Below are 25,461 nucleotides of genomic sequence, written 5' to 3'. Positions count from 1 at the left end.
GTAGTGTTGCTGGTGTTCTCTCGTCAATCTCTGGGAATTCCCTGAGTGGTTCGTGTTTGAGGAGGTCCTCATAGGGTATCATCTTAACACCATAATCCTGACCAGGAACCCTACCCCTATCACTCATGTATATTACCATCTTTATTGACTTAATATTATCAAGTATGGGCTTTATGAATGGTTCAAAATCATCAATATTGATCACCAATACGTCGGGCTTAGCCACACTCATCGTATATAATATATCATGGGGCGCTAACCTTATATTCACAGTATATAATGTAGAACCTATTGATGGCACGGCATAGAACAAATCAACATACCTAAGAGTATCCCACTCCATAACAGCTACCTTAGAACCAAATTCCCAGGCCTTTCCTGGTTTTAGACCTAGGTCCATCAGGGCCGCAGTAACTCTACGAACCCTATCGGCAAACTCCGCAAAAGTAACAGAAATCCTAGAACCACCAGGAGGCCAATAAACAATCTCATTATTAGGAAAGGCGTATGATACCCAAGCAAGTATTTTATCAATGGTTAATGGATAATCTCTAAAACCAGAAACCACCTGCTCTTTCTCGCTCATTATGTTTTAAGTTTGTAAATTTCTTTTTAAATATTAATGTTATATAGAATATATTTGGACAGTATTATATTTTAATTTCTTTATATAGATATATTACTGTCTGCAATTAATTCTATATTCATCTATTTATTAGTAATTCTGTTAATACTGGGTGTGGAAATGCCCATTCCTTTACATCATCGATCGCTAATCCCTTTCTTTGGCTATTACTGCCATATTAACTAATTCTGATGTGATGGAAGAATCATGTGGACCTACTTTTGCGATTTTGGCAATTACCTTTAACTAAATAGAGTTTGTTATATGTAATTAACCTATTATTTACAATGCTTAGAATCTTAAAAATGATGTAGCAAATTATTACTATTAATGGAAGTACCAAGAGACAACTTTAGGGTCTGAAAATACGGCTAGGGGGTTAACAGCCATCTCCGGAGAGATGGTAACTAAGCAATCAATTTTCAGGTTAGGTTCACCATAGCTATACCGGCTAAATTACATAAAGATGCGAATAAGGCGTGAAATGCTTATAAAGCCCCTGCTTTAATCGTGCTTGATGCCACGGGTATTCGATATTGGTAGGGTTTGCGTTAAGGTTGCAGGTAGGGAGGCTGGGAGGAAGTGCGTTATTGTGGATATTAAGGATGAGAACTTCGTAATAATCACAGGGCCCAAATCCCTAACGGGCGTCAGGAGGAGGGTCGTTAATGTTAAGCATATAGAGCCCACGGAGTACAAGATCAACATAAAGAGGGGTGCAAGCGATGAGGAGGTTTTGAAGGCTATTGAGGAGGCGAACCTAGTCGATTACATGAAGCAAATCGTGAAGCCCAGGTTATCCATGGTTCCAACACAGCAATAAATCAGCCCGGTTCGTAAATCATCACCAATCATTGATCGAGGCTCACTCATCATCTACGTAGATTCTTAAACCATCAATTTAAAACTATACCATTTACCCATTAGGTAATGACACCATGGTTGTGCCTAATTAGCCAAGGAATTCCTTGACCTCGCCCTGATCCCTAGCGTGCTCTATAGCGACCCTCTCATTTAATTCAACACCAAGTCCGGGCTTCTTCGGTGGTGTTATGTAACCGTCCTTTATTATCATCCCCTCCCTAACCATGTCCGGCCACCAGGGCAGGTCTATTGCGTGCCACTCAATCGCTATGAAGTCGCCTATCGTGGATGCCACGTGGGCGTTCGCCATGGTCCCTATGGGGCTCGATATATTGTGTATTGCGACTGGTACGTAGTACTCCTCGGCTAGGTAGGCTATTTTCTTCATCTCTAATAGGCCGCCAAGCCTCTGAACATCAGGGTGTATTATGTCTGCGGCCTCCTTCTCAATCAACTCCCTAAATTGAGACAATCTATATAACTTCTCGCCCGTGGCTATGGGCACGGGCGACTTAAGCCTAACCTCCCTCATGGCGTCGATGTTCTCTGGTGGCACGGGGTCCTCGAACCAGAAGACATCGTATTTCGCCAATTCCCTGGCTATCGCTATCGCCGTGGGCACGCTAAAGGCCCAATGCCCATCAATCATTATGTCGACATCGTACTTGACGGCATCCCTGACACCGCCTATGAATGATGTCACGAACTTAACAATCCTCATGCTGAATGTTCTATCGAACTCCGTCTCCATCATTTCCTCCGGGACATCTACGTCGAACTTTATGTACTTGAAGCCCATGCCCATCGCCTCCCTAGCCCTCTTTATGTAATTCTCAACGTTATATGCGACTTCGGTACCCGCCAGCTCAACCCACCTCTTACCCCCAGTTTCTTTAATGCCGGTGCCAGCATGTAGGTCTGCGTAGACTGGGACCCTATCCCTAACCTTACCGCCCAACAATTCATAAATTGGCAAGCCCGTGAGCTTTCCCTTAACGTCCCAGAGCGCGGTCTCTAGGCCGCTTATTGCGTTATTAACGACACCCCATTCAGAGTTCGGTACGTGCTTCCTAATCAGCCTTAATAGGTACTCAATATTGACCTCTTTACCTTTAATAAGCTCCTCGGCCCTCCTCAGTATTTCCTTAATGCCAGGGCCTCTATGGCATTCCCCATAACCAATAAGTCCGTTGCTGAGCTCAACCTTAACAATTGGCCATTCGAAATTGCCCATCACCGTTAATACCCTCACGGATTTTATTGTAGGTTCGCTCATACTGCTATTCGGGGACTTTGTCATTTTAATAAGTATTTACTACGGTTTAGGGTAAAGCATTAATAAATCACCTTAGAATGAAGGCGTATAGAAACAAGCATAGTTAATTTAATAGATAATACGTACCTGAGGCCGTACGGATCGGTTAGGGAGATTGAAGCTTTGATTGAGGATACGGCTAAGTACGGTGCATACTCAATAACAATAAACCCCCTGTTTCTACGTTATGCCAGGGAGTACAGGGCCCGTAAGGGCTATAAATTCAAGGTTGTGGCGGTCGTCGATTTTCCCTTCGGTGCAGGGACTACCGAGGCTAGAATTGATGCCATTAAGAGGTATTCCCAGTATGCCGATGAATTAGATATAGTGGCACCCATAGGCCTTGTCAAATCGGGCCTTTGGGATGAGGTTGAGCATGACATAGGTGCCGTGGTCGATGCCGCACATAGGGAGGGTAAGGTGATAAAGATTATAGTTGAGGATGCGTACACGACTAGGGAGGAGAAACTCGAGCTTTATAGAATCGTGATGCAGTCAGGGGCTGACTTCATAAAGACGAGCACGGGCTTCGAGGAGAGGGATTATGCCGAGAAGATCGGTAACAAAACAGGTGCCCAGATCGAGAATGTTAGGTTAATGGCTGAATTATCGAGGAGGTATAACCCAGGGATAGGAATTAAGGTTGCCGGTGGTATAAGGACGTACCAGCAAGTCCTTGATTTACTAAGAGCCTCCGAGAGAAGGCCGGACCCAACCCAATTTAGGATTGGGACGAGCCACATGCTGAGTATAATAGAAAGCATGAAGAGCTCATAAACTTGGTTAGACGGCAAAATTTATAAAATGAGTGGGAGTATCAGGCTTCGAATGTCGCAGGAAGGCGAAGAGACTAAGGAGACGCAGGAACAAGCTGAACAAGTACAACAACCAACCCAGCAAGCCCAGTTGCCCGAGATTAAGCCGACACAGGTAACCGGCGCGAGAAAGATGAGGTGGGGTGTTGCGTACGTGTATTCGAGCTATAACAATACGATAATAATAATCACGGACCTCACGGGTGCTGAAACCGTCGCTAGAGTTAGTGGTGGGCAGGTTGTCAAGGCCGATAGGGATAAGCCAAGCCCATACGCAGCAATGATGGCTGCATATAAAGCTGCTCAAATAGCCATGAGTAGGGGAATAAATGCCGTTCATGTTAAGGTTAAGGCACCTGGTGGTTATGGTCCGAAGACACCTGGGCCAGGCGCTGCTGCGGCTATCAGGGCTTTGGCTAGGGCTGGTTTGATCATTGGGCGAATAGAGGATGTGACACCAATACCCACGGACACCATTAGGCCACCTGGAGGTAGGCGCGGGAGGCGTGTATAATACAATATATACAATATTTCCAGACTCCATGGAATTGGTACCACTATGGCGAATTGCGAAGGAACGCTCAATGTCGTGATTGGTGGTAGGGAATTAATGAGTGAGGCTGATAAGATACTTAGTGAGTCCTTTGGGTCTAGCTATAGGTATGCAAAGGCTGTTGTTGACTATGGCATTGGTTCCGTCGCATTAGCAGTGGTTAATGGATCCAACGTAGGTGCAGCTGTTTATTATAGTATTAACGCCGGTTCTGTGAAGCTTTGCATTATTTATTACATAGCGGTCATTGAGAGTTGTAGGAGATTTGGTATTGGTAAGGCGTTGATAAGCACCATTGAGGAGGTGTGCGCAGACTCTGATGTCTATATCGCAACCACGTGGTTTGGTAATAACCCTGCGGATAGGCTTTATAGGTCATTGGGTTACGTTGGGTATTCATGGGATGAATTAAGAGGGCTGCTTGGACGTAGGGCTGTGGATAGGTTGTTGAAGGCTACCTGTGGTTATGATGATGACATTGCCTACGTAAAACCAGTGGTTCCGGGTGAGGATGTTATCGACATGCTCAGGCGTGTCGTTAATGGTGATGGTGATGATATCGATAGACTTTGGCGTGAGACCTGCCTATACGTCTGGTTGAGGCTTAGAGGTGCTTCATGAAAACTTAGTTTTTTAAGTAATAACCATTTATTTTCAAGTGAAGATTATGCCAAAGGGGAGGAGGAAGGTGCAGGAACAGGAGGAGGAGCTTGAAGAGGAACGTGAGCCTGAGGAGACTGAAGAGACCGAGGAACAAGAGAGTGGAAATAGTGAACAGGGTACCACAGTCACCGCCACGGTTAGTAGTGGTTATCCCACAATTGATGTTGAGGAAATCGAGGGCGTTGGTAGGGTTACAGCCCAGAAGCTCAGGGAGGCTGGGTATAACACCGCAAGGGATGTTGCCTTTGCCAGTGTTAAGGAGCTTGCTGAAATACTCGGTAGTGAGGATAGGGCTAAGCAGATAATTGCGGCTGCCCAGAAGCTCATTGGTTTAACACCATTCATAACAGCCTACGAGCTTTATGAGAAGAGGCGGGGAATAAGACGCATCAGTACTGGCGTTAAGTCTCTCGATGAATTACTTGGTGGTGGTATAGAGACTAAGGCAATCACGGAAATAGTCGGTGAGTTTGGTAGTGGTAAGACACAACTATGTCATCAACTTAGTGTTATGGTTCAATTGCCTGAGGATAAGGGTGGCTTAAATGCAAAGGCTCTTTATGTGGATGCCGAGAACACGTTCAGGCCCGAGAGGATAATGCAGATAGCCAAGTACAGGGGTTTGGACCCGCAGGAGGCTCTTAGGAATATACTGTACGCCAGGGCTTACAATAGCGATCACCAAATGATGATAATTGAGGAGAGCAGAAAAATCATTGAGAAGGAGAACATCGGATTAATACTCATCGACTCATTAGTAGCCCACTTCAGAAGCGAGTATCCAGGTAGGGAGAACTTGGCCGAGAGGCAACAGAAGCTCAACCACCACATTGCCCAGCTACTTAGGATAGCCGACATCTACAACATTGCCGTTGTGGTGACAAACCAGGTAATTGCTCAACCAGATGTATTCTTCGGAAACCCACTGAAACCAGCAGGAGGTAATGTGATAGCCCACGGTGCAACCTATAGGATTTGGCTTAGGAAGGGTAAGGAGAACGTGAGGATAGCCAAGATCTTCGATAGCCCATACCACCCAGAGAGGGAGGTTACATTCAGGATTACGGAGGAAGGCGTTGTTGATTAAACCTCTTCATCAATAATCACCATTCAACCTATCAACCAATGAATCAGGATCGCCAAGGTACCTAATGTCAATCTTCTTCTCAAAACTTATCAACTCAAAATTCAATCCCAAATCTCTTGCATACCTATACACCTCCATAAGCTCATCCCTACTTGGTCTCCTAGCCAACTCCCTGAACTCCGGATTATAATGACTTGAATGGGGGTCGGTCTCGTGTTCGGGTCTGTACTGGTCCATTATATTCACGAGGACTCCAGGCATGTTATCCGAAATCCACTTAAGCACGGGTTTGGTATCGCACTCGATATGGTTCGGCATCACTAAATGCCTAATTATCATGTCCTCACCCCAGTCATAGACAACCTTGTGATTCCTGGAAACAACCTCGAAATACCTCGGTGTTCTCGAGATCCTGAAGGCACACTTGTCATTACCATACTTAAAATCGGGCAACCAAATATCCATGACAACCCTGAGCAGCCTTAGTGATTCCGGCGTCATGTAGAAGTTACTGTTCCATAGCATGGGCACGTTTACCTCATTACCATACATGGCCCAACCCTTATTGAAGTTGTAGGGTAGGAAGTCAGCCTTAACTGAAAGTATGTGCTCATAATCCTCCTCACCGAGTTGATCCAGGATCTTCATACCATGCTTAGCCAACAGATCTATCGCCTCGACTATATTATGTAAGTTAGGCGTTGGCTCACCACCAACCCAGTTGATGTTATGAACACCCTCAAGCCTAAGCAGGACAATGATTGACGCAAGATCCCTGGGGGTCACTGGTACTCCATTGAACCTATCCCTACTTATGTCGGCGTTCTGGCAGAAGGCACATCGCATGTTGCAGGATGTGAAGAATATTGTCCCAGACCCCAAGGTGCCACGTAGCGGTAATTCTTCACCAAGGTGATGGAAGTACGTGGAGACCCTACTCACGGAATCCAGCATACAAACACCAAGCCTCCTACCGCCAGTCCTATCAACACGACACCTCCACTCACAGAACTCGCAATGTCTAAGCATCCTCCTCGCAATCTCGGTGATCAGATCTAGGAGTGATGGCTCGCTCTTGGGTACGTTCCTTATATCAACTTCACCATTCCTAACCCTACCCCATAGATCGAGAAATTCCTTTGTGACCTCATCAAACTCCCTCCATAACTCGCCTTCGTTAGAATCCCTAAGGTTTATGTTAGCCCTAACCCTCGATGCAATTAGGTACTTAGCCGGTTTCCTGTTTGTTGATACGTCGTAGTACCAAGGCAGTTTATGCTTAATGTACCTCCAAATCCACAATCTCAAGAAGGACTCCACAGCAATAATTCAGCAGGCCCCTAAAAATCCATAGCCCGGATAAAACTAAAATACACCGTTTAACCCATACACCCGTGAGCGTTGGTAAAATCAGGCTTGCCATAGTTGTTGCGGAGTTCAATTACGACATAACATACCTAATGCTACAGAAAGCACTGGAGCATGCGAAATTCCTGGGTGCGGAGGTGACCTACGTGGCCAAGGTGCCGGGTACCTACGACATGCCCATAGTAGTTAATGAATTACTGAAGAAGGAGGATGTCGATGCGGTGGCGGCAATAGGCGCCGTGATACAGGGCGAGACAAAGCATGACGAATTGGTGGCCCACCAAACAGCCAGGAAGTTGATGGATTTATCCGTGGATTACGGAAAACCAGTGGGTATGGGAATAATAGGACCCGGAGCAAATAGGGTACAGGCGTTGGAGAGGGCTGAGGAATACGCAAGGAGGGCTGTAGAGGCGGCTGTAAAACTCGCAAGGAGAGTTTCCACACTGAGGGGCGCAAGGTACGAGGGAAGTACCGTATACATTGAATAGTCAGTATTGGAGTCATTCTTCACAAATCCGTTAGGTAAAGCCTCATCACAACACTAATTAAATAAGAACCCTTATTTGAGCTACTCCCCGTGATTACCGTAGCTGTTGGTTCAAGGAATCCGAACAAGGTGAGGGCTGTGGAAATAGCCTTTAGGCTCATGGGGTTCAGAGCTGATGTGATTGCGGTGGAACCTCCTAAAGACCTACCGCCAGAGCCCATGGGCTTTGATGAAATACTTAATGGTGCCTTAACAAGGGCTAATTATGCACTGATTAGTACGCCCAATGCCGAGTTTGGCGTTGGTATTGAGGCGGGAATAATCAAGTTGGGCAAAATAAATGCGTATCTAGACGTAACAATGGCTGTGATTGCCGATAGGTATGGCGAAACAACCGTGGGTCTGAGTCCAGCGTTTATGGTGCCGAGGAAATTCGCGGAGGAGGTATTGAGGGGCAGGGAGTTAAATGATGTTGCGGAGCAGTACTACGGCGTGGTGAATATAGGGAGGAGGTATGGGCTTATAGGGGCTGTCACTAGGCGTTTCATAGAGAGGTTGGATTTGAATACGGAGGCAGTATACATGGCTTTATTACCGAGGGCTCCCTGGAATAAAAACCTCTACTCAACTTGAATTACTATCATCAAACCTGAACGATAGGTAAAATTACCACCGTATAGTAATTACCATGAACATCGTAATGGATGCCGTGAAGGCAAGCGTTGAGGAGTTGAGAAGGAGATTTCCTGGAAAGTCCAGGTCCTGGTTAATAAGGTCATTACGCAGATTCCTAAACAATGATATTAGGAAATTGAATGAAAACGTATGGGTCGTTGCCGGCCGACGTGAAATGGGTGACGCATTACCACAATACGTGGTTAGGTACGTAAACGGTAAGTACCTATGCGATTGTCAAGCATCAATGATAAAGAGACGATTATGCACCCACATAGGTGCCGTCATATTGAGGAACATTTATGAGGGTATTACGAGGATTGTGTACGCCGCAACAATAAACGTTAAGTGCAGGGACACTCAATTACTAATTATTGGAGAAAACAGCAAGGATGTTGAGATAAGGAGAATAGTGAAGGATAAGGAGTTGAAATACATATTAATGGCCAGCAGGGAAATGATGATAAAGGCGATATTGGCCTGTAATGATGAGATAACGGAGAAAACAATACAACTAAAGCCAACAGAATTATGGAAAATCTTAAGCACCGAAAATAACCATGAGAGTGCATAAAGATTTATGGTGCGGCCGCCGGGATTCGAACCCGGGTTCTGCGGCTAACTGCTCACCTATAATCGTGAACGGCAGGCCGCCATCCTAGACCAGGCTAGACTACGGCCGCGGTTCTTACATCAATAACGTCATTTTTAAGGTTTTCTCTCGTGGGTGTGTTTAGGGTAGTTAAAATTTGTAATTTAATCTTTTCAGAATAATGATGGAGCTTACGCTATAGTTGTGATGCATTACCATCGATGACTTAACTCCACACTTCCTTAGTAATTTCCTAATTAAAAATAGTAATTTCCACCCTTTATCACCATAATTGACCTAAACTAGGTCGAAATACAATCAATACTCAATATCAGCACTCTCAATTCTAAAGGGCTTTTGCGATCTCAGGGCGTTATCAATCCTTTTGAGAAGGCTTTTCTTGTTAATTGGTATATTGCTGTTTTTTATTAGGTCCTTGGCTCTCATCATCAATTCCGTAAAGGCTCTTGGATTATTCTCCTGCAATTTTACGAATGCTGCGGCGAGTATTATTAATCCCTGCAATCCCCTATCCCTATTTAAACGCCATACCCCCTCGAGTACCTCATGTGCCTCCCAAAACCTCTCCTTATTAAACAGCTCCACGTACTTAAACAATGCATCGTATACGTCGTAATTTATAGTACGTTCCGTATCTATGACATGAACCTCCTGAGACTTCAAGCCGAGCCTTTCCACAAGCCTTACCTCACGCTCATCATCGGCTACTACGTCTAGCTCTATGTGGTCTGAGGCTATCCTGGCATTACGTACCATAAGTCCTTCGCGCCTCAACCTAGTTAGTATCTCCTGCCTATGGCTCGGCGTAATTCCCGGGTTACTGATTATTACCAATAGTCTCATATATGTTTTGATTAATACCGCCTATTTTTATGCTATTAATCTTCCATCCTTTGCGAAGACTTTTATCCTATCCTTCCTAACGTATAAGTATGCTTCCGTACCTGGTTGTATTGGTTCATCTGATACCACAACAAGCTCTATGCTCTCATCAGTGACTGGCGAGATCACTACCCTAAATACACCGAGACTATAACTCGACACCTTAACCTTGACTTTACCTACGTTGACAAATCCCTGAATTCCCTGTGCCATTTCTATTAATAACTTCATTTCATCAGGCCTTATCCCAACTATTGCTTCATCACCAACCTCCTTCTCACTAACTGGCAATGGAATTTTTAGATTAGCGATTACGGCGTTCTCTTCGATTACCTTTGCGCTCATGAGATTCACATCACCACTTAATGCAGCAATAATGGTGGTAGCTGGTTTGCTGTAGATATCTGATGGATTACCTACTTGGGCGAATTTGCCATCAATTATAACACCGGCTATATCGGCTATTGAGAAAATGTCTGCTGGATCGTGCGAAACTATTATCGTCGTAAGTTTCCTCTCCCTTTGAATTCTTCTCACTAATGCCCTAGCACTATCCCTAAGCGCGGCATCCAAATTACTAAAGGGCTCATCGAGAAGTAACACCTTTGGGTTCTTAACGAGCGCCCTCGCCAACGCAGTCCTCTGCTGCTGACCACCTGATAATTCCTTAGGATAATGGTTAAGGACGTGGGTTAATTCAAGCTCCTCCGCTATTTCCCTGACCCTTTTATCTATTTCATGTTTACTCATCTTAGCCATCTTTAACGGGAAGGCGATGTTATCGTAAACCGTCATGTTTGGATAAAGCGCCCAGTTCTGAAACACCATGGCAACATTTCTCCTCTCTGGCTCCACGACAACCCTATTAGGCGCCGATACTAACTCATCGTCAAAGTATATATAGCCATCCGTAGGTACCTCAAGACCAGCTATCAACCTCAAGAACGTAGTTTTTCCATGACCGCTCGGACCAAGTATTCCAAACGCCACACCATCACTCACCTTGAATGTTACATGATCAACTGCTTTTATGACGTTTTTACCCTTCCTAAAATACTTCGTTAAGTTTTCCACTCTTATAGCAACCATAAAGTTCAAGTTTTCTTGCCGTTTTAGTTTTTAATTTTTTTGTGAGTAAAAAGATTTTAATCATTATTACTTAGGTAGAACTCACTTCCTAGGTATTCATACGCCTTTAGCACCACCGCCAAGTGCAGCTAACCCCCTTATGAAGTATCTACCCAAAAATGCGAAGATAACAAGTGGTATTGCTGATGTAATAACGCCAGCCGCAAATGACCTGTTATAAAGTATTGCATATCCACCAACGTACTGCCTAGCTGCTACGGGAAGCATGTATAGGCTTGGCTTTGTGGCTATTATCAATGGTATGAAGAAATCCTGCCAAACCATTAGAAAAACAAAAATCAATGTTGATAGGAAACCAGGTAATACTATTGGAAAAACAACATGCCAGAATGTAGCCCAATCACGTGCACCATCAAGCCTAGCACTCTCTAATAAGTACTTAGGTACAACTGGTAAGAACATAGACATTAAGAGCGCCGACATTGGTAAATAAAACACGAAATAAGCAAAGGCAAGACCCCAATAAGTTTGGTATATGCCTAATGATGATGTTAATTTAATAATAGGTATCGTTAACGTTTGAGCCGGTAGGAAGGCGGCTAGCGATATTATTGAGAAACCAAAATTACTAACCCAAGGCCTCCTCTCCATTTCTACATAGAAGTAATAAGCGCCCATACTGCCGAGAATAACAGACGTTAAGGCCACAGGCACCGTAATTAGTAATTGACGCATCATGGGGTACTCAAGACCTATGAGGGTACCAAAACCAAACCAATCAAAGTAGTAAGCCTCAGTGGAGATTTGTGAGGGAGGCATGAAGATCGGGGTTGAGGCAGCAGCCATGTTCGTTTTAAAACCGCCAATAAGCATAGCGTATAAGGGGGCAAGCCACATAATTATAAAGATGGCCACTACTAATTGCAACAGTGCGTACTTAATGGCCTTAATGACGTACCTACTGTTCATGCCTAATCACCTCCTGAAAACCCACCTCTTTAATCCAAGTAGTGTATAGGGTATTATAACTGCGGCGGCTATGATTGCCACTAATGTCGCCAACGCCGCGGCTGCTGAGAAGTTTTCTGCATACGCATAGAGGTAGTATATGTACGTGACTAGGGTCATCAATGTTGGGCTCGTTGCTGAGCCGCTCATTATGAATGGTATGTCGAATATCCTGAATGAGAATAGGAAGAGTAATGCTGTGGCTACTATGAAGCCGCTCATTGAGTTTGGGAGTAGAATCCTGAAGAGTAAGCTCATCCCAGTTGCCCCATCAAGTCTCGCGGCCTCTATTACCGACCTATCAACGCTCAGGAATGCAGCTAAATAGAACAATACCGCTAAACCAGTATAGGCCCAAACCTCCACAATTACTAAGGCGATGTAGGTAGTAGTGGGTGTAACGAGCCAGGGAATAGTTGGTAAGTGGAGGCTTGATAATATCCAATCAATGCCTATTTGCGGATTGAATAGCCAGAGCCACACCAATGCGGATGCGGTTGGCGGTACGGCGAGTGGGTATATGAATATCGAGAGATAGATTGATCGCTGGATATTGCTTGGTATGAAGTACAACAAGGCAGCTAATAAAAGCCCAAGTACGTCCCCTATGACTATTAAACCTAGGGTAAATATTACTGTATGCTGCAGGGATGCATAGAAGAAGTTCTGGGTGAATAAGTAGGCATAGGTTTCAAACCCCACGAAGCTGGGTTTTGGGTTAAATAATGACCAGTTTTGGAACGATATAATTAAATTCCAGAAGAGGAAGAATACTAGGACCCCTCCAAAGATGAGCGTTGGCGTTGCCATTAGTACTGCCTGTCTTGTCATTGTGAATTTATGGGAAATAAGTTGATTTTAAGTTTTAACAATATGGCCTTTAATTAGTCATTTACCCCGTTTGCCACCAGGGTGTGTATGGTTGGTAGTGGTATGTTGTTGGGTTTACCCATGGTGGTAGGTAGTTAGCGAATGGGTGCCCTGGATACCCCATGTAACCTAGGCCTAGTTTCACGGCAGCCATCCACTCACTGTACGTTGTCTGCTCAGCAGAGACCAGGGCGCTATTGAACGTCGGTATATAGCTAGACCCAACCTGCTGCAGATTAAGGACTTGAGTATTCAGCGTACTGAATACATCATCAAACAAACCACCATCACTGGGAGCAATGGTAAAGGCACCGGGAGCTGTTGATAGTAACTGTTGATAGTCAAACCATTGGGCTGGTGTTGGGTAGTAATTCGTACCGTTGGCCCATATCGTGACTCCCTTAGCGCTTGATGTCCAAATCTTCATCCCTATGTAAGACGACCAGAACTCAGCTAGCCTTATACCCGCATTCATTTGTGGGTTGTTCGTCGCAGGCACGGCTACGGAGTCTATGACCAATACGTATATGCCCTGAGTCCCTGGGAATGGCTCCTCCATAAGTGTTATGTTTGTCCACGATGTGTACGGCGGTATTGCTGGGTAGGTCACCACATGGTACCAAATATACGCGTACTCAACGATCCAATTACCATTTACTTGGAATGCTGCCTTGCCCTGTATTATGTAGGCTAACCCTGATGACCATGTCATTGATTGCCATCCTGGGCAGTCGTACTTTGTGAAGAGTAGGAAGTAGTAGTCTGTCTCGTTTATTAACTGGGCTATGGCTGGGTCATTTAGGTTTAACACTCCGTACAGGAACTCATTCATTAACTGCGCAGCCTTCTCAGGTCCGTACTTCTCACCTGCAAGTCCTAGGAATATGTACTCCCACAGATTCAACTGATCCCAACCACCATCACCGCCAGGTATAATCCATATACAACTCACACCCTGGGATGCGAGGTATAGGGTCTCATTGGCAAGCTGCTCAACAGTCGTTGGTATGGGCAAACCATACTGCTTAAGAAACTGAGGATTGAAGTAGAGCATGCCACCTCTATGCACATTTGTTGGCAATGAGAACATCGTACTATTAAACATGCCGGCTAATACGGCCTCAGTTACGCCCTTACTAAGTAGGCCCTCCTGTATGGCCATAGACGTGAAATTAACGAAGTCCGCTGGTCCGTGGGGCATTATCTCAACGTAAGATAGAATCTCAGGGGCATAGTGTGCCTGGAAACTACCTGGCGGCTTTCCAGCCTCTAACATACCCAGTATTACGTACTTCGCATTGGTACCGCCAGCACCGGGTATTGAGTAATACTCAACATGATAACCAGGGTAATAAACCGAGAAGTTACCGGCAACCCACGCTAAACCCTGTGGATCTTCAGGTCCCCACCATGTTAAGAACTCTACAGTGGTTGGCGATACGGTCGGCGTGGGTTTTGCCGGAGGCCTTGTTGCATAGTATGCAAGTAAACCTCCAAGGACGACCACAACGATCACTAGGACGACGATTAAAATCAACGTGGTCCTAGAGATCCCGGCACGAGACCACATACTAAATAAAGCCCTAGAATACTCTCTTTAATAAATATTATGGGTTTTGTAGGTAAACCCAATCAATATAGCTAAATATATAAAACATGTTACTAGATACTAAATATAATGATAACTTTCGTCAAAATATTGACAATTAATCATAAAGGTTAAAATAGGTTAGGCATAGTATTTAAATTCCATTACCTAGATCTTATCGGTAATTATGGAGACTATGATTGAAGGTAGGCCTGCTGTGGTGCTTAACCCTAAGGATAATGTTGGCATAGCCCTTAGTGATCTTAAGTCAGGAGATACTGTCCACGTGATTATTGGTAATGCTGAGTTTGTCATTAAGTTGCTTAATGATATACCGTTCGGCCATAAGTTTGCCATTAGGGATATTCGTAAGTGCGATTTTGTGATTAAGTATGGGCATGTTATTGGTAGGGCTAAGGTGGATATTAGGGTTGGTGAGCACGTGCACGTTCATAACATAGAAAGCTTAACCGCAGTACATAGTGTGTGTAGGGGTGGTGGTAAATGAACGGACAAAGCATACTTGGTTATGTTAGGCCTGATGGTAAGGTTGGTATTAGGAACCATCTACTCGTCATGTCAACAGTGATTTGCTCGAGTTTCGTTGCGCGTAGGATTGCGGACCAGGTCCAGGGTGCCGTGGCTATCGAGAACCCGTTTGGTTGCGGCCAATTGGAACCAGACCTGGAAATCACACGAAGAACCTTGGTGAATACGGCTAAGAACCCCAATGTCGGTGGTGTTCTTGTTGTTGGGCTTGGTTGTGAGCAGATTCAGGCGGATGACTTAGTTAGGGAGATTGAAAAGACTGGGAAGCCTGTGGAGAAGGTGGTTATTCAGGAGGAGGATGGAGGAACACCAGCGGCTATTGAGAAGGGTGTTAGGTTGCTTAGGAAGATGGCTGAGGAGGTGCTTTCGCAAAGACCTGAGGAGGTTGATATGTCGAACCTAATGCTTGGGGTGGAGTGTGGTGGTTCTGACGCGACCTCCGGCTTGGCCTCAAATCCTGTTGTTGGTTATGTAGCGGATAGGGTAGTTGATTTAGGAGGTACGGTGATCCTCTCGGAAACGCCGGAGATGATTGGTGCTGAGGATATCTTAGCAAATAGGGCCGTTTCTAGGGAGGTTGGTGAGAGAATAGTTAGAACCGTTAGGAGGTGGGTTGAACTCGCCGCGTCCTATAACGTGGATTTAGTAGGTACCCAACCAGCTCCTGGTAACATAGCTGGTGGCATATCTACTATAGAGGAGAAATCATTGGGTGCAATCATTAAAGGTGGTTCAAGGCCCGTACAGGGAATGGTTGACTATGCGGAGGAGGTTAGGGGTAAGGGTCTCTGGTTAATGGATACGCCGGGTTATGACATAATGTCTGTGGTGGGCATGGCTGCAGGTGGCGCAACACTTGTTATATTCACGACAGGTAGAGGAACACCAACAGGCAACCCGATAGCGCCAGTGATAAAGGTTACCGCGAATCCGCAAACCGCCAGGAAAATGCGTGAAAATATTGATTTTGACGCAAGCACAGTAATACTCGGTCAGGAGACTATTGAGCAAGCTGGTGAGAGATTATTCAAGTTGGTAATGGATGTAGCGAGAGGTAAGCCGACAAGGGCCGAGTTGCTTGGTTTTAGGGAATTCATGATCCACAAGATAATACCATCCTTTTAAGTTCCGACGGGGTATATTTATAATTAAAACACAATATATTATTCCTTTATGCCGGATAATTCGTAGTACAGCTTAAGTAGGGCTTGTGTTCCCTTATCGCCAAGACCCTTAGTCACCAGTGCGTTGTATAGTTCCAGGGTAAGCGCCGTGCCTGGTAATGGGACGCCAAGCTTATTTGCTGTCTCTAGAGCGTACCTGAGATCCTTCTTAAGGTGGGCTGCCCTAAAGCCTGGTTCGTAATCGCCCTTCATCATCTTGGGCATGTAGTATTGGACTGTGAATGAGTTTGCGGCTCCCGTGGATAGTACCGTGAATAGTTTGTCCATGTCTATACCAGCCTTCTTGGCCAATGCCATTGCCTCGGCTACCGCCAGCATGTCTATGCCAACAACTATTTGGTTCAGGAGCTTCAGCATCTGCCCATTACCAACATCACCAGCGTATATTATTGTCTTACCCATAGCCTCAAGTACAGGCCTAACCTTCTCAAAAACCTCCCTCTTGCCACCCACCATTATTGTTAATGTGCCCTGCCTAGCACCAACATCGCCACCCGTGACTGGCGCGTCGAGGAACTCAATGCCGTACTCAGCCAATCTTTTGGCAAAGTACCTAGCGTATTCCGGCGAGTTCGTGCTCATGTCGATAACGATAAGGCCGGGGTGTGCGCCGTATACCACGCCATCCCTGCCAAACAATACCTCCTCAACGTCTGGTGCGTCGGTCACCATGTCAATAACGACATCACTCTTCTCCGCAACCTCCCTGGGGGAGTTAGCCACTGGTACCCCGAGTTTTGCGAAGGGTTCCGCCTTACTCCTTGTTCTATTGTAGACAATGAGCGGGAAACCCTTCTTATGTATGTTCATGGCCATGGCGCTGCCCATTATACCAAGCCCTATAAAACCAACCCTCAACTGCTCCATACAATTCCCTCATTAATTCTTAATTAATAAGTCTGAATTAATACGTGTTTTAGGTGGATAATGGTTAATAAGGCGTGTCGTTATTCACGAATTGTGAGGCTTGTTAGGGTTGATGATGCTGTTGGTTTGATGCTGGGTTACGACACAACATATGTGGGTAGGGATGGGGCTACCGTATTATTACCAAGGGGCCACATAATAACTAGGGAGGATGTGGAGAAGTTGAAGGACTCTGGCGTCTACTTTGTGTGGGTCATGGGTGATGAGGAAGGCAGTGACTTGATGTATGAGTGGGAGATCGCTGAAGCCGTAGCCAATGCTGTTGCTGGGCGAAATATCTACGTTAAACCCGCCAGACAGGGTTCAGCACGGTTATTGACTACCGTAAATGGAGTACTGCTTGTCGATTCCAATGGGCTAAAGACCCTTAACCTAAGCGGTAATGTCCTCCTAATAACGAGACAGAACTATGTTGGTGTTGTGAAGGATGATGTGGTGGGTATAATCGATGTAATACCACTTAGTATGAGAAGACAGGAGGTTGAGGAATTGCTTAAGCTTAAGGGATTGGTTAATGTTGAGCCGTTTAGGAGGACTAGGCTTGGTGTTGTTATTACGGGCACCGAGATTTACCAAGGCAGGAAGAGCGACCTGTACTACCCAGTCATAAAGGCTAGGGCTGACAGGTTTGGTTGGAGTATTGTGTATAGGGAGGTTGTGCCTGATGATGAGGATAAGATAGCAAGTGCGGTGCGTGAGGCTGTGAACCAGAATGCGGAGACTGTTGTGGTAACTGGTGGTATGTCTGTGGACCCGACTGATAGGACACCAATAGCCATCAAGAGGTTAGGGGCTGAAATAATAGCCTATGGAGTACCTATAAAGCCCACGACAATGACCATGATAGCCCTACTGGGTGATGTACCAATCCTGGCCGTGTCAGCAGGCGGTATCTACTACAGTGATTTCAATGCTCTCGACATATTCCTGCCAAGGTTAATGGCCGACCTAATACCGACAAGGGAGGAAATCGCAGCAATGGGACTTGGAGGACTACTACCAAGTTATAAACTCACGATCCACCCATAACCAGGGCATGGTTTTTCGGTGTCGCGCACTATTTCTCAATCCTTAAACGCCTAAGCACGGTGTTAACGATATCCCTAGCCCTACGGGCTTTATTAAGCAGAGCGCTTGCGTAATCCCTATCATATAACATGCCGGGCGTTAACCCACTTGAGGGTTCTCCATAGGTTGATCGAGCATGTTCCACGGCCACCTCGCGACTCATAAGTGCCAACTCCCTCACAATACTCCTTAAATCCTCAGGTAATTGACTCAACAACGTCAGTAATTGATTAGAGGGATTATGGCTCCACGTCAGTACCTCATACATGGAAATTAGGGCCTTAGCGAAGTTCTCAATGGATAATTGTGAGTAATGGATGCACCCGGCCCAATCACTGACTTGGCAATACATCTCCGCTCGTCTAAGATGCTCATTGGCGAGCGCCAGTCTGTACTTGAGCTCCCCTATTGGGTCTATCATAATACCCTTACCTCAGCCATGGGTTTAGGCAGGATCCAGTAATACGCCCTACCATCCCTAACTCTCCTCAATCCACTCTCAATTATCCTGTGCCTAACATGGGCTAGGAAATCCCGTAGTATACCGGACCTGTCGAGGAGGATTAAGGCGTCCCAATAAATATTCAGGAGTAGGGGCCGTATTATGCCTGGGTTTACGAACTCCTCGAAGTCCATGTCCAACACCGTGAACCCTGAGTAGTCCCTCAGCAGGGCCGTGATTGCCAAATAAATGGCCCTACTCCTCTTCAATTTGTTAATCTTATCGAGCCCCCTATGGAGGATTAATATGTCGACATCACTCCTCTCATTAGCCTCGCACCTAGCCCACGATCCAAAGAGTAGTACAGCTACGTAGTTCTCATTAATTAACCTACTCAACCTCCCCCTAAGGTCGTTAATCACCGAATTACAATCCAGGGACATATTTACATCAATTGCCCAGACCATAACTTAAATCATTTTCTTATTGAGAAGATCTATTTGCTGCCTTCCTCAACCTCTCTGGACACAGCATTGAATAGGCCCTTTATATAGCCTATGGTGTATATCCTCCCTAGGTACGAGTAGCCCGGTGTATACTCAATATCGTTTTCTAGAGTTGGTGTGTGGTCAACCCTTAGGTACCACTCATGGTTAATCTCCAGGAAAGCCTTGGCTGCATTAACGAGGTCTGTTTTACCCTCACCGATGAGCGTCTCCACGAAGTTGTACCTATCACCCCTGACATCCCTGAAGTGTACGAAGTAGATCCTATCCTTGAGCTTTCTGACGGCTCCAGGTATGTCATCAGTCATCAGCGTAAAATTACCCATACAGAAGGTTATACCGTTATACTCACTCCTGTTGAGGCTTATCAACCTCTCGAAGGCCTCCACGCTATTCATTATCCTAGGCACACCCCTATACTCAGGTATGGGTGGATCATCGGGGTGCATCGCAAGCCTAACGTTGGCCTGCTCCGCAATTGGTATAATATAGTCCAGGAAATCCTTAAGGTTTTTCCATAAGTCCTCATGCGTAACCTTACTAACACGTTTGAGTATTGTGGGTGGTGGAGAATTCTCTATATCCTTAATGTTGAAGCCTGTCACGTACATGCCAGCCCTATCCGGTATGTGAGTTCTTGTTCTGGACCAACCAATACCCGCCATCCAACTATAAATCCAAATCCTAATGCCCAACTTACCCATGTTCTCAATAAGTCTCGCTACATTATCGAGCTCCTCCTCCCTCAACTCCCTAATACCGAGCCTAATACCATCAAGTGGCGGATTATCCTCAATAGCAACGAGCTTAATACCATTCTCCTCGAGCATCTCCTTATAACGCATCAATGGTTCGTAATCCCACGGCTTCTCCTCCTCAATCTGCCTCCAATCCCTAAACCACCTAGGCAGTACGCCATCAGCAAAATCCACACCCAATTGTTTGAGAACTCGCCAAAACCAGTTCGGCCTATTCTCAAGTATTATCTCGGCAAACCTAATCTCCATCAAACCAAACTACTAAGGAACACTTAATAAAGCAATGTTCTAACTGGTGTTAATGCTGAAGGCATTATTGCGAATTTAGTAGTTTCGCTATTTTGTAATCATCCACAATGACCACGTAATATTTAAGGGCCTCACGCCACCACGGCTTGGCCAATGCCTTAAAAGCCTCCTCAGGCGTCCAACATATTGGTTCAAGCCTAGGTGGCGCATCGTTAAGCTTCACGCACCTCGTCACGAAATCCGTACCCCTAAAATGCTCGGAAATTATGAGCACATTTACGTCACTCCATAGGTTGAAGTCGCCCCTTGCATAGGATCCGTAGAGTATTACGGTCAATCTACCGAACCTACCCCCTGAGTTTTGCCGCGTAATCACGCAACTCATTGATCACGCGTTCCCTCTCGGCACTCCTCTCCCTAATTACATCATCTAACGACATGGCGAACAACCCCTTATCCAATTACTGATTAGGCTTGCGCAATTTAGGGCTTCCACAGCCTCCTCCCTAGTGTACCTCTCGAAGGGCACGCCCTCAATAAAGGCATCTGGGTAACGTGGCATTACGTGCATCTTATCGAGATAACCAACGCAGAAACGCAGCCTATCACCCGCATTGCCGCAGTAATTAACCAGGTCGTTGAAGAGGGTCACTAGGTTATGCCTAAAGGCTGGCTTACCCATGGCCCTTAACAACGCCTTAAGGCTAACTCAGCCGTTTGCTGGGCCTTGAAGCATGCCCACGAATAATTACTGGCACTCATATCAGCGTCTATGGATCTCAAGGTGTACTCAGCCTGCCTAATCCATCTACCATACTCATCACAATCAAGTGGTTATGTCATCTATAGATAATTAATGCAATCTCTCTAAAAGGTTCTTGCCGATAAGTGCTTGTTTGGATTAATCTAACATATAAGATATGTACTTAATAAGCCCTATCTAAGGATTAAAGTTCAATGAGCATCTTCGGTTGGGTTGGTAAAATCCTTTACGTAGATCTTAGTGCTGGTAAGACCTGGATTGAAGACGTTAGCGATGACGTTTATGATAAGGTGCTTGGCGGTGAAGGCTTGGCTGCGTACATAATATACAAGAGATTTAGGGATATTAAGGGCCCGCTTGATCCAAGCAATATCCTAGTCTTTGCAAGCGGTCCTCTAACCAGTGAGTTAATACCGCAGAGCGGTAGGGTGTCCATAGGCTTCATATCGCCCTTAACCGGTGTGTGGGGCTCGACGCATGTGGGTACGAGGTTTGGCTACGAAATTAAGAGGGCTGGTTTTGATGCGATAGTAATTTTGGGAAAGGCTGAGAAACCGGTCTATGTTTATGTTAGTGATGGTTTCGTAGACATTAGGGATGCAGGTAAATATTGGGGCTTAGATATTATTGAAACCATAAACTCCATCAGGAGAGACCTGGGGGATAACTCTGTTAGGGCCTTAGCCATAGGACCGGCTGGTGAGGGGCTTGTTAAATTTGCAACGATAGCTAATGAGGAGGGTATTGGTGGTAGGGCTGGTGGTGGGGCAGTCATGGGTAGTAAGAACCTCAAGGCCATAGTTGTTAAGGGAACAAGACCAATAGAGTTTGCTTATCCTGAGGAGTTAAGGAGATACGTTAGGGACCTAAATATTAGACTCGGTAGCTCAGCTAGGGGTGTCTCGCTCAGGAAGTTTGGTAGTGCTGGTAGTGTTGGTATTTATCATGAGATTGGTAACATACCGATTAGGAACTTCCTTTGGGGTAGGTGGGATGATAATGAGGTGTTTAAAATAACTGGAGAGACGATGGCTAAGACGATACTCGAGAGGCCATTCCCATGTACAACATGTCCAGTGGCCTGCAAGAGATTTGTTAGGGTGAAGCCGGGTAAGTGGTTCGAGAGTGAGTTCAGGGGTTTAGGCCCTGAATACGAGACAATAAGCCTGTTTGGGACAAACCTGCTAATTAGTGATTTGGAGGCTATTGCAAAGATGAATGAGCTCTGTGATAGACTTGGTCTTGACACAATATCTACGGGCAATGTAATAGGGTTCATATTCGAGGCTGCCGAGAGGGGATTAATCAATAAGGAGGTTGATGGATTAAGGCTTGAGTGGGGTAATGCGGACACCGTGGTGAGGCTTATACAGAAGATTGCGTATAGGGAAGGGATTGGGGACTTACTCGCCGAAGGCGTTAAGAGGGTTTCTGAGAAAATAGGTGGTCGAGAATTCGCAGTCCATGTTAAAGGACTCGAAATGCCAGCCCACGATGGTAGAGCATTCTTCGCCCATGCACTCAGCTTCATGACCATAAACAGAGGCGCTGACCACCTGGGTTGGCCCCACATGCCCTGGAGGGGTATTGCCGTGCCGGAGCTAGGGATCAATGCACGTGATGATAGATATAATGAGAGCGAGGAGGTTGTCGATATTGTAATTAAAATGCAGAATTTAATGACGGTATATGATTCTCTCGTTATGTGTAAATACGCATTTACGGCTGGATTGACGGTAACAGACATAATAAACTTACTCAAGTACGCCACAGGCAGGGAGTATACTGTGAACAAGTTAATGGAGATTGGGGACAGGATTTGGAAGATAGAGAGGTGGATAGACAACCAGCTAGGGGTGACGAGCAAGGACGATAAACTACCACAGAGAATGCTCACACCACATGCAAATAGGAGCGATACTAAGGTACCAAGCATAGTGGAGAAGTGGTTACCAATATATTATAAAAAGAGGGGATTAACGGAGGACGGAAGGATTAAAGAATTAGACGTATAATCTAATACCTAGTAGCACTTTTACGCACAACATTTGGTGGATCATTTACATGCCTCCAGAGGCCCCTACTGAAACTTATGACTTGAATGCCCAATTCATCTATCGTAATGTCAGTCATTAGAGGCTCCGTTAAATTTTCATCAACAGCTATGTACACCCGCGCCTGAGATAGTACCCTGCCTACATCATCCAGTAACTGCGCCAGCACGGTATTCCTCGACATATAATTATGGGTAACTCCTGATGCTAGTTCAACCTCTATCAAATCCATATCGTCTATATTAAGCCCAATGTCCCTGGCTATGCTCGGTGTCACGGCGATTACAGGAACCTCACTCTCAGCGCCACCATTAACAAGCACGATTATCTCAGAACTGCGCCCTGTGCTCTCATTGATCAATCTTACCCTTACCCTCACTACCACCTTCGACACCCACCCTAGCGTATCTCCTAACTACCCTATACTTGCCGTATTTCAACTTGACATCCTTACGTAACTTAACCCTACCCTCGAGTAATGCTTTAAGCATCTCCTCATTAATCATGACCCTCTTAACCACGTATTTTTAATAGTTAGGGCTTCTAAAAGCCTTGCTTTAAAGCGTGCTTATCCCGTATAGTCTTTGGTATGGTATTAGTACAGTCCTTGGATCTATATGGACATCCACAACGTAGGCCTTATCTGTATTCAATGCCTCCTCCAATGCGTTCATCAACTCACTCCTATCGTTAACCACAACACCCTTAGCACCAAGGGATTCAGCTAGCATTGCAAAGTTTACCTGTGGTAACCTCACCAATTCATCAGTAACCCCTCCAAACCTAACCTTCTCGTAAATCCCAAGGACCCTAAGGCTGAGTCGTTAAAAACCACGATCTTAGACTTAGCCCTATATTGGACTGCCGTGGACACCTCAAGACCCGTCATTAGGAATCCGCCATCACCAACGAGACCAACAACATCCCTATCAGAGTACATAATGGATGCGACAATAGCACCTGGTACGGCGAGTCCCATTGAGGCATAACTGGTTGTTGTTATGTACCTTTCACCCTGGTATTAGAAAACTTTATTCCACGTGCATGGCATCACCAATAAATACTGTATTCTTTCTCACGAATACATTCCTAACAGCCTTAATGACCTCCCAGGGCTTTATACCTCCTGATAAGTCGGTGCGATATTTATTGAGATTCTCATTCTCCAGGGACCTAGTCTCCTTAACTTACCAGGTATGTCCTCCAACATCGTGTTAGGTATGGTTAAGAAGCCGTTCCTCTCCTCTCCATCCTACCAAGCTCATCCTTAAAGCACCACACGCCCTCAAATGGGTCAAGTATTACGATGCGTAATTTGCTGAGTAGGGCGTCGTTTAGTAATATAAACCTGCCCCTAGTTATGTAGGCGTACGCCTTCACGGGTCCCTCGACCCTATCTTCGGTTATTACGTATATATCAAGGGGATCCGTTAGCCTTGGTAGGAAGACCCTACTACCATCAGCTAGCACCCTCTCGATCAGGACTACGTTGGGCCCCTCCCCTAGTAATTCTCTCACGAGCTCCTGAGGAAGCACAACCTCCGGCTCTCTCCCCGCAAAACCGCTATTGGCTATTCCAAGGCCTTCCACGCACTTATCGCCATAACACACCCTAATCCTTAGTCTCAGAACCACTACCCAACACCTCCTCTGGTAGTAAGATGGTTGGTATAAGTTCTTCTACATCCTCAATAAGCTCTGGCGGTAGAATAGTCAATATTACCTCATTATCCATGCCCTACCAAGCAGGTAGTGGACACTACGGTTTAATAAACCTTGCCCAAAACCTTGATTTCATATTAACGTAATGTGGTGTCCTCCGTGATAATGCTTATTTAAGTACTACCTGTACAACTATGCGTAAATGATAATACCTAGTGAGTGGGTTGAGAAGGCGGATGCGTTTTTCATGGATGCCGAGAGGCACGTAAATGATGGATTATATTGGTTATCATGTTCGAGTCGCAACAAGCCGCTGAGTTATACCTTAAGGGCTTAATTGTCGCCAAGGCAGGAACATACCCATTTACTCACGACTTAGCTGAGCTGCTTAGGGTTGCTAAGTCCCTTGGTTTCGACTTTTCCAATGAGTTATACGTTCATGCCGACGCATTGAGTGGTGAGTATACACTATCTAGGTATCCAGGTAGGAAGCCTAGGGTTTATAATGATGAGACGGCTAGGAGGTGGTATGCAAGGAGGATCATCGAGTGGGTTAGATCGGTTGCTAAGGATCCTTAGTGAGAGCATTAGTAAAGGCGATGAGCTGCTGCGTGGGTTCGCATCCAGGGTGTCCAGCGAGTATCCAAGTAGTACTATTGTGCTCTTCGGCTCCCGGGCTCGTGGTGATTACATGCCTTACAGTGATTATGATGTTGCTGTGGTGTTTAGGAAGGTTCCTGATGAAAGAGAGTTAATGCTTAGGATTAGGGGATTAAAGCCTGGTGGTCTATCCC

Annotated in this window: 33 protein-coding genes, 1 tRNA gene and 1 pseudogene; 14 read left to right on the top strand and 21 right to left on the bottom strand. The window is 45.5% G+C overall.

The window, feature by feature from the left end; translation table 11 throughout:
- A partial coding sequence (locus tag B7L70_RS06125) for an AMP-binding protein (RefSeq protein ID WP_143701556.1) occupies positions 1–586 on the bottom strand: 586 nt, incomplete at its 3' end.
- 556 nt (positions 587–1,142) lie between these two features.
- Here B7L70_RS06125 and B7L70_RS06120 point away from each other — a divergent pair.
- On the top strand, positions 1,143–1,448 hold the full coding sequence (locus B7L70_RS06120) for a 50S ribosomal protein L14e (protein ID WP_081226991.1): 306 nt from the start codon (positions 1,143–1,145) through the stop codon (positions 1,446–1,448).
- 129 nt (positions 1,449–1,577) lie between these two features.
- Here the strand turns inward: B7L70_RS06120 and B7L70_RS06115 are convergent, their stop codons facing one another.
- Entirely contained in the window at positions 1,578–2,765 is a 1,188-nt protein-coding gene (locus B7L70_RS06115) for a mandelate racemase/muconate lactonizing enzyme family protein (protein ID WP_081226990.1), read from the bottom strand.
- 87 nt (positions 2,766–2,852) lie between these two features.
- Between B7L70_RS06115 and deoC the strand changes: the two genes are divergently transcribed.
- The 4 genes from deoC to radA are packed head-to-tail and all read left to right on the top strand — an operon-like array spanning position 2,853 to position 5,922.
- On the top strand, positions 2,853–3,581 hold the full coding sequence (deoC, locus tag B7L70_RS06110; RefSeq protein WP_081226989.1) for a deoxyribose-phosphate aldolase: 729 nt from the start codon (positions 2,853–2,855) through the stop codon (positions 3,579–3,581).
- A 51-nt stretch (positions 3,582–3,632) separates the two neighbouring features.
- Positions 3,633–4,133: a 30S ribosomal protein S11 gene (locus B7L70_RS06105; RefSeq protein WP_369907339.1), complete on the top strand. Its 501-nt coding sequence runs from the start codon at positions 3,633–3,635 to the stop codon at positions 4,131–4,133.
- Between the two features lie 45 nt (positions 4,134–4,178).
- Positions 4,179–4,793 carry a GNAT family N-acetyltransferase gene (locus B7L70_RS06100; protein WP_081226988.1) on the top strand — a complete coding sequence of 205 codons (615 nt, stop codon included), beginning with the start codon at positions 4,179–4,181 and terminating at the stop codon, positions 4,791–4,793.
- Between the two features lie 46 nt (positions 4,794–4,839).
- On the top strand, positions 4,840–5,922 hold the full coding sequence (gene radA, locus B7L70_RS06095; RefSeq protein WP_081226995.1) for a DNA repair and recombination protein RadA: 1,083 nt from the start codon (positions 4,840–4,842) through the stop codon (positions 5,920–5,922).
- Positions 5,923–5,931: 9 nt separating this feature from the next.
- On the opposite strand, the gene B7L70_RS06090 is transcribed toward radA, so the two are convergent.
- Positions 5,932–7,242, bottom strand: coding sequence for a radical SAM protein (locus B7L70_RS06090; protein WP_081226987.1), 1,311 nt, complete (start codon positions 7,240–7,242; stop codon positions 5,932–5,934).
- A 74-nt stretch (positions 7,243–7,316) separates the two neighbouring features.
- On the opposite strand from B7L70_RS06090, the gene ribH reads away from it, so the two are divergent.
- From ribH to B7L70_RS06075, 3 genes are all read left to right on the top strand, one after another.
- Positions 7,317–7,781: a 6,7-dimethyl-8-ribityllumazine synthase gene (gene ribH, locus B7L70_RS06085; protein ID WP_081226986.1), complete on the top strand. Its 465-nt coding sequence runs from the start codon at positions 7,317–7,319 to the stop codon at positions 7,779–7,781.
- Between the two features lie 89 nt (positions 7,782–7,870).
- The gene (yjjX, locus tag B7L70_RS06080; RefSeq protein WP_081226985.1) at positions 7,871–8,413 is read left to right on the top strand and encodes an inosine/xanthosine triphosphatase; all 543 of its coding nucleotides are present in this window, start codon (positions 7,871–7,873) and stop codon (positions 8,411–8,413) included.
- 55 nt (positions 8,414–8,468) lie between these two features.
- Positions 8,469–9,029, top strand: a complete 561-nt coding sequence (locus B7L70_RS06075) for a hypothetical protein (protein ID WP_101940247.1) — start codon at positions 8,469–8,471, stop codon at positions 9,027–9,029.
- A gap of 7 nt (positions 9,030–9,036) precedes the next feature.
- On the opposite strand, the gene B7L70_RS06070 is transcribed toward B7L70_RS06075, so the two are convergent.
- The 6 genes from B7L70_RS06070 to glcS form a co-directional block, all read right to left on the bottom strand.
- Positions 9,037–9,138: transfer RNA gene (locus tag B7L70_RS06070), tRNA-Gly, on the bottom strand.
- A gap of 227 nt (positions 9,139–9,365) precedes the next feature.
- Positions 9,366–9,911 (bottom strand): DUF309 domain-containing protein, encoded by a 546-nt coding sequence (locus B7L70_RS06065; RefSeq protein WP_081226984.1) that lies wholly within the window; start codon positions 9,909–9,911, stop codon positions 9,366–9,368.
- A gap of 27 nt (positions 9,912–9,938) precedes the next feature.
- Positions 9,939–11,039, bottom strand: coding sequence for a glucose ABC transporter ATP-binding protein GlcV (gene glcV, locus B7L70_RS06060; protein ID WP_081226983.1), 1,101 nt, complete (start codon positions 11,037–11,039; stop codon positions 9,939–9,941).
- Positions 11,040–11,135: 96 nt separating this feature from the next.
- Positions 11,136–12,008, bottom strand: coding sequence for a glucose ABC transporter permease GlcU (glcU, locus tag B7L70_RS06055; RefSeq protein ID WP_081226982.1), 873 nt, complete (start codon positions 12,006–12,008; stop codon positions 11,136–11,138).
- A 6-nt stretch (positions 12,009–12,014) separates the two neighbouring features.
- Positions 12,015–12,878: a glucose ABC transporter permease GlcT gene (gene glcT, locus B7L70_RS06050; protein ID WP_081226981.1), complete on the bottom strand. Its 864-nt coding sequence runs from the start codon at positions 12,876–12,878 to the stop codon at positions 12,015–12,017.
- A gap of 61 nt (positions 12,879–12,939) precedes the next feature.
- Entirely contained in the window at positions 12,940–14,487 is a 1,548-nt protein-coding gene (glcS, locus tag B7L70_RS06045) for a glucose ABC transporter substrate-binding protein GlcS (RefSeq protein WP_081226980.1), read from the bottom strand.
- A gap of 205 nt (positions 14,488–14,692) precedes the next feature.
- Between glcS and B7L70_RS06040 the strand changes: the two genes are divergently transcribed.
- The gene (locus B7L70_RS06040) at positions 14,693–15,013 is read left to right on the top strand and encodes a UxaA family hydrolase (RefSeq protein WP_081226979.1); all 321 of its coding nucleotides are present in this window, start codon (positions 14,693–14,695) and stop codon (positions 15,011–15,013) included.
- Complete coding sequence (locus B7L70_RS06035; RefSeq protein ID WP_081226978.1) at positions 15,010–16,179, top strand: UxaA family hydrolase; 1,170 nt, start codon at positions 15,010–15,012, stop codon at positions 16,177–16,179. Before B7L70_RS06040 ends, B7L70_RS06035 begins: the two co-directional genes overlap by 4 nt.
- Before the next feature lie 38 nt (positions 16,180–16,217).
- On the opposite strand, the gene B7L70_RS06030 is transcribed toward B7L70_RS06035, so the two are convergent.
- Entirely contained in the window at positions 16,218–17,096 is an 879-nt protein-coding gene (locus tag B7L70_RS06030) for an NAD(P)-dependent oxidoreductase (protein ID WP_081226993.1), read from the bottom strand.
- 102 nt (positions 17,097–17,198) lie between these two features.
- On the opposite strand from B7L70_RS06030, the gene B7L70_RS06025 reads away from it, so the two are divergent.
- Positions 17,199–18,194, top strand: coding sequence for a molybdopterin-binding protein (locus B7L70_RS06025; RefSeq protein ID WP_081226977.1), 996 nt, complete (start codon positions 17,199–17,201; stop codon positions 18,192–18,194).
- Between the two features lie 28 nt (positions 18,195–18,222).
- Here B7L70_RS06025 and B7L70_RS06020 read toward each other — a convergent pair whose 3' ends face one another.
- From B7L70_RS06020 to B7L70_RS06000, 5 genes and pseudogenes are all read right to left on the bottom strand, one after another.
- On the bottom strand, positions 18,223–18,654 hold the full coding sequence (locus B7L70_RS06020; protein WP_081226976.1) for a HEPN domain-containing protein: 432 nt from the start codon (positions 18,652–18,654) through the stop codon (positions 18,223–18,225).
- A complete protein-coding gene (locus B7L70_RS06015) occupies positions 18,651–19,118 on the bottom strand; it encodes a nucleotidyltransferase domain-containing protein (RefSeq protein WP_081226975.1) in 468 nt (155 codons plus the stop codon). The genes B7L70_RS06020 and B7L70_RS06015 overlap by 4 nt, the downstream gene beginning before the upstream one ends.
- A gap of 53 nt (positions 19,119–19,171) precedes the next feature.
- Positions 19,172–20,188 carry a mannonate dehydratase gene (locus tag B7L70_RS06010; RefSeq protein ID WP_081226974.1) on the bottom strand — a complete coding sequence of 339 codons (1,017 nt, stop codon included), beginning with the start codon at positions 20,186–20,188 and terminating at the stop codon, positions 19,172–19,174.
- Positions 20,189–20,252: 64 nt separating this feature from the next.
- The gene (locus tag B7L70_RS06005; protein WP_238376130.1) at positions 20,253–20,564 is read right to left on the bottom strand and encodes a nucleotidyltransferase domain-containing protein; all 312 of its coding nucleotides are present in this window, start codon (positions 20,562–20,564) and stop codon (positions 20,253–20,255) included.
- A gap of 54 nt (positions 20,565–20,618) precedes the next feature.
- Positions 20,619–20,950 (bottom strand): annotated as a pseudogene (locus B7L70_RS06000) (HEPN domain-containing protein).
- Positions 20,951–21,145: 195 nt separating this feature from the next.
- Here B7L70_RS06000 and B7L70_RS05995 point away from each other — a divergent pair.
- The gene (locus tag B7L70_RS05995) at positions 21,146–22,966 is read left to right on the top strand and encodes an aldehyde ferredoxin oxidoreductase family protein (protein ID WP_081226973.1); all 1,821 of its coding nucleotides are present in this window, start codon (positions 21,146–21,148) and stop codon (positions 22,964–22,966) included.
- A gap of 1 nt (position 22,967) precedes the next feature.
- On the opposite strand, the gene B7L70_RS05990 is transcribed toward B7L70_RS05995, so the two are convergent.
- The 6 genes from B7L70_RS05990 to B7L70_RS14135 form a co-directional block, all read right to left on the bottom strand.
- The gene (locus B7L70_RS05990) at positions 22,968–23,384 is read right to left on the bottom strand and encodes a hypothetical protein (protein ID WP_143701554.1); all 417 of its coding nucleotides are present in this window, start codon (positions 23,382–23,384) and stop codon (positions 22,968–22,970) included.
- Positions 23,356–23,526, bottom strand: a complete 171-nt coding sequence (locus B7L70_RS13350; protein WP_162009113.1) for a hypothetical protein — start codon at positions 23,524–23,526, stop codon at positions 23,356–23,358. The genes B7L70_RS05990 and B7L70_RS13350 overlap by 29 nt, the downstream gene beginning before the upstream one ends.
- Positions 23,527–23,562: 36 nt before the next feature.
- A complete protein-coding gene (locus B7L70_RS14145) occupies positions 23,563–23,763 on the bottom strand; it encodes a thiamine pyrophosphate-dependent enzyme (RefSeq protein WP_081226972.1) in 201 nt (66 codons plus the stop codon).
- On the bottom strand, positions 23,760–24,008 hold the full coding sequence (locus B7L70_RS14140; RefSeq protein WP_255408850.1) for a thiamine pyrophosphate-dependent enzyme: 249 nt from the start codon (positions 24,006–24,008) through the stop codon (positions 23,760–23,762). Before B7L70_RS14140 ends, B7L70_RS14145 begins: the two co-directional genes overlap by 4 nt.
- Positions 24,009–24,229: 221 nt before the next feature.
- Positions 24,230–24,640 (bottom strand): hypothetical protein, encoded by a 411-nt coding sequence (locus B7L70_RS05975; RefSeq protein ID WP_081226970.1) that lies wholly within the window; start codon positions 24,638–24,640, stop codon positions 24,230–24,232.
- A complete protein-coding gene (locus B7L70_RS14135; RefSeq protein WP_255408849.1) occupies positions 24,618–24,740 on the bottom strand; it encodes a hypothetical protein in 123 nt (40 codons plus the stop codon). The genes B7L70_RS05975 and B7L70_RS14135 overlap by 23 nt, the downstream gene beginning before the upstream one ends.
- A 218-nt stretch (positions 24,741–24,958) precedes the next feature.
- Between B7L70_RS14135 and B7L70_RS05970 the strand changes: the two genes are divergently transcribed.
- Positions 24,959–25,246 (top strand): HEPN domain-containing protein, encoded by a 288-nt coding sequence (locus tag B7L70_RS05970; protein ID WP_101940245.1) that lies wholly within the window; start codon positions 24,959–24,961, stop codon positions 25,244–25,246.
- The coding region (locus B7L70_RS05965) for a nucleotidyltransferase domain-containing protein (protein WP_202908699.1) at positions 25,230–25,461 on the top strand (232 nt) is incomplete at its 3' end. The genes B7L70_RS05970 and B7L70_RS05965, both read left to right, overlap by 17 nt.

The organism is Vulcanisaeta sp. EB80 (genome assembly GCF_002078205.2).
This window is presented reverse-complemented; position numbering and strand designations above follow the sequence as displayed.

Coding starts and splice junctions, on each gene's coding strand:
- B7L70_RS06120 (WP_081226991.1), top strand. CDS start 1,143: ATGCCACGGGTATTCGATATTGGTAGGGTTTGCGTTAAGGTTGCAGGT.
- B7L70_RS06115 (WP_081226990.1), bottom strand. CDS start 2,765: ATGAGCGAACCTACAATAAAATCCGTGAGGGTATTAACGGTGATGGGC.
- B7L70_RS06105 (WP_369907339.1), top strand. CDS start 3,633: ATGTCGCAGGAAGGCGAAGAGACTAAGGAGACGCAGGAACAAGCTGAA.
- B7L70_RS06100 (WP_081226988.1), top strand. CDS start 4,179: ATGGCGAATTGCGAAGGAACGCTCAATGTCGTGATTGGTGGTAGGGAA.
- radA (WP_081226995.1), top strand. CDS start 4,840: ATGCCAAAGGGGAGGAGGAAGGTGCAGGAACAGGAGGAGGAGCTTGAA.
- B7L70_RS06075 (WP_101940247.1), top strand. CDS start 8,469: ATGAACATCGTAATGGATGCCGTGAAGGCAAGCGTTGAGGAGTTGAGA.
- B7L70_RS06065 (WP_081226984.1), bottom strand. CDS start 9,911: ATGAGACTATTGGTAATAATCAGTAACCCGGGAATTACGCCGAGCCAT.
- glcV (WP_081226983.1), bottom strand. CDS start 11,039: ATGGTTGCTATAAGAGTGGAAAACTTAACGAAGTATTTTAGGAAGGGT.
- glcU (WP_081226982.1), bottom strand. CDS start 12,008: ATGAACAGTAGGTACGTCATTAAGGCCATTAAGTACGCACTGTTGCAA.
- glcT (WP_081226981.1), bottom strand. CDS start 12,878: ATGACAAGACAGGCAGTACTAATGGCAACGCCAACGCTCATCTTTGGA.
- glcS (WP_081226980.1), bottom strand. CDS start 14,487: ATGTGGTCTCGTGCCGGGATCTCTAGGACCACGTTGATTTTAATCGTC.
- B7L70_RS06040 (WP_081226979.1), top strand. CDS start 14,693: ATGGAGACTATGATTGAAGGTAGGCCTGCTGTGGTGCTTAACCCTAAG.
- B7L70_RS06035 (WP_081226978.1), top strand. CDS start 15,010: ATGAACGGACAAAGCATACTTGGTTATGTTAGGCCTGATGGTAAGGTT.
- B7L70_RS06020 (WP_081226976.1), bottom strand. CDS start 18,654: ATGATAGACCCAATAGGGGAGCTCAAGTACAGACTGGCGCTCGCCAAT.
- B7L70_RS06015 (WP_081226975.1), bottom strand. CDS start 19,118: ATGTCCCTGGATTGTAATTCGGTGATTAACGACCTTAGGGGGAGGTTG.
- B7L70_RS06010 (WP_081226974.1), bottom strand. CDS start 20,188: ATGGAGATTAGGTTTGCCGAGATAATACTTGAGAATAGGCCGAACTGG.
- B7L70_RS05995 (WP_081226973.1), top strand. CDS start 21,146: ATGAGCATCTTCGGTTGGGTTGGTAAAATCCTTTACGTAGATCTTAGT.
- B7L70_RS14135 (WP_255408849.1), bottom strand. CDS start 24,740: ATGGATAATGAGGTAATATTGACTATTCTACCGCCAGAGCTTATTGAG.
- B7L70_RS05970 (WP_101940245.1), top strand. CDS start 24,959: ATGTTCGAGTCGCAACAAGCCGCTGAGTTATACCTTAAGGGCTTAATT.